Origin of the sequence: Bacteroides cellulosilyticus DSM 14838 (assembly GCF_000158035.1) — a bacterium.
GTDB classification, from domain to species: domain Bacteria; phylum Bacteroidota; class Bacteroidia; order Bacteroidales; family Bacteroidaceae; genus Bacteroides; species Bacteroides cellulosilyticus.
Map to the genome: position 1 here is coordinate 394,308 of NZ_EQ973492.1, position 2,661 is coordinate 396,968.

The 2,661-nt window shown below is 38.4% G+C and carries 2 protein-coding genes and 1 pseudogene; all 3 read left to right on the forward strand.

What is annotated here, in order from left to right; translation table 11 throughout:
- On the forward strand, positions 1 to 958 hold a 958-nt coding region (locus tag BACCELL_RS19670), incomplete at its 5' end, for a hypothetical protein (protein WP_007213784.1).
- Positions 959 to 968: 10 nt separating this feature from the next.
- The gene (locus BACCELL_RS19675) at positions 969 to 2,480 is read left to right on the forward strand and encodes a carboxypeptidase-like regulatory domain-containing protein (RefSeq protein ID WP_007213785.1); all 1,512 of its coding nucleotides are present in this window, start codon (positions 969 to 971) and stop codon (positions 2,478 to 2,480) included.
- A 54-nt stretch (positions 2,481 to 2,534) separates the two neighbouring features.
- Positions 2,535 to 2,661 (forward strand): annotated as a pseudogene (locus BACCELL_RS27800) (YjbH domain-containing protein); the annotation flags it as partial.

A 2,661-nucleotide genomic window follows, 5' to 3' on the forward strand; every position in this document is an offset into this window, starting at 1 on the left:
TCGAGTAATTGTTTTGGACAATAATGTACCTCAAATTTCTCTCTACTATAAACCGATAATCGGTGATAGCGTTCCTGAAGCGAGCCGTCGGGACTGGAATGTTAGCTATGATTTGGGTGGAACGTGGAAAGAAGCGCGTAAAATAGGGAGGAAGAATAGCTCTTTGTTTAAGGTAGATGTCGTTGTATATCCAGAAGTTTCATTAAAGAATCTGATAATAACGCAGATTTATCAGGTGCTGTTTAATTTGTCACCGGCAGTTGAAGTTTCGTTTTGGAAAGGGATGAGACTTACGGCACAAGTGGTTATTCCAGTTTATAATGATGGATATGGACGAAGAGCTGGTAAAGTACATCCGGGCTTTTTGACATTGCAACAAACAGTTCGTTTGCCCTATAATATATGGGTTACCGGAACTTTGGGAATGTTTAATGCTGAACGCTATGGAGGAGACCTTCGACTACTACATACATTTAAGGATGAAAGGTTTTCAGTAGAAGGCCGGATTGGACTGACTGCTACACAACGATGGGATGGATTTGAATGGACCTATGGCACAAAAACAAGAATGACCTGGGCTTTAGGGGCGAATTTTTATTATCCGCATTATAATGTGCAGGCAAGTCTGAAAGTAGAACAATATCTGTTAGGAGAAAAAGGGGTGAGGTTCGACTTGATTCGTCACTTTCGTTATGCTTCAATAGGTTTCTACGCAATGAAAGCGGAGGGGGCAAGTGCTAACGGAGGATTTAGGTTCCAAGTGGCATTGCCGCCTTATAAATATAAGAGAAAAGGATATATTCCACGAGTTACTCCATCTAAAAATATGGGAATTGCCTACAATGCCGGCAATGAACAGTATTATTATAGAGGATATAGAGCGAACCCGGGGGAGAATATAATGCAGAATAATAGTTTTAACCCATATTTTATTAAATCAGAATTACTAAATTTTTAATTTTATTGAGATGAAAAAGAAAAGTTTATTCAGTGGTTTTAATGCTAAATTAGCATTAACCGTAGTAGCCTTATCTGGGGCTCTTTTAACCGGATGTTATAAGGATGAAGGCTTGGATGTAAATGGTCCTGCCGGTGAAGTTACACTCCCGGCTCCAGTTTATACGATTGCCGGTACAGTAGTTGATGCTGAAACCTTGGCTCCCATTGCAAGCGCTAACGTAGCAGGAGGTGTTACCGCAACTGTTAGCAATGGCGGATTTACAGCAAAAGTTACGGATCCCAAAGCTTATGAACTCACTGTTAGCGCAGCTAACTATGAAGATACAAAAGTTACAGTGAATGTTGTAAAGATTGAAGCTGGTCAAACTGCTGTATATCCTGCTTTCGTTGCTATGCAACCTAAGTATGAAGGTACTTATAAGCTTGCTGTGAAAGATACTGAACTAGGTAATCTGACTTTCGGTACAGATTATACGATTCAGACTGTATCTGGAACTGAAGTTACAGATGTCAATGCTGTTCTTGGTGGTGAGACTTATATAATCAAAATTACAAAAGAAGGCTATGTAACCAAATATGTAACTGCTGAGTTGCTGAAACTTAGATCTTCTGAAAGCGGAAAGGATAAAACTATTATCGTTACTTTGACGAAAGCTCCCGTTGGCGTAGTAAAAATCTCTGGTGTATTGACTGTTAATGGCGCTCTATATAATGCTAAAGCTATTACCTTATATAATGAGGAAAAGTCAAAGGTACTTGGAGTTGACGAAGGCTATACTTATAATTTTGAGGTTCCCGCTGACTTGTTCACTGTTCTAACAAGAGCTGACTCAGAAAAGAAATCTGCAACATTTGTCTTTGAGATTGTAGGGCCGAATAATGAAACAATTACATTCAAGAAGAGAATAGAGATTCAAGACGATGGCACAAGTGATAGTGAAGTTGATTCACCGATCAACTATGCGGTAAATCTGGTTGATCCTGCTCAGACTAAAAAACTTGAAGAATTCTTTAAAACAGTCACTGTAGATATCTGTAATGATGATGAACCGGCCGGTTTACCATTTAACATTACTTATATGGATTATATCGGTACTGTAGAAGTAGAGGGTAATTATAAGACTAAGCTGAAAGAAGCAGGACTGACAGCTGGTAATCCAATCTATGAGCAAATTGTAAGTTTGATGACTGCTAATGTAATCGCGGAATTCGGTAAAGAAGAAAAAACATTAAACTCAAAAACTGATTTCGATTACGTAATTCCTTATGATAATTGGCTGAAAACACTGGATGTTACTCGTGTATATAATCAGATAACTCGTGAAGTGGCAAGTATCACAGTTAATGATGTTCCGGTTGAAGGTACATTAACGAATTTGAATGGTGCTAACAATGTAGTAAAAGAAGCTAATGGTATTGAACTTAGCAACTATATTGTAGATACTGTATCTCATGCTCACGGTCACGGTCATGGTCATGGAAGTGGTAATGCTGGTGGTGGTATTGTAGTTCCTGAATAATCGCGAGATAGCAACCTATACAATTAAGTCGAAAGTATAAACGAATTGAAAAGAATGCAGATAAAGCGATTTATAACAACGTGCATATTTTTATGTTGTGCGTTTGTACTTTCGGCTCAATTAACTTACGGTACTACAGGTTTGTTGCATGCCCCTTCGGCAGAAATGCAGAAAGATAAAA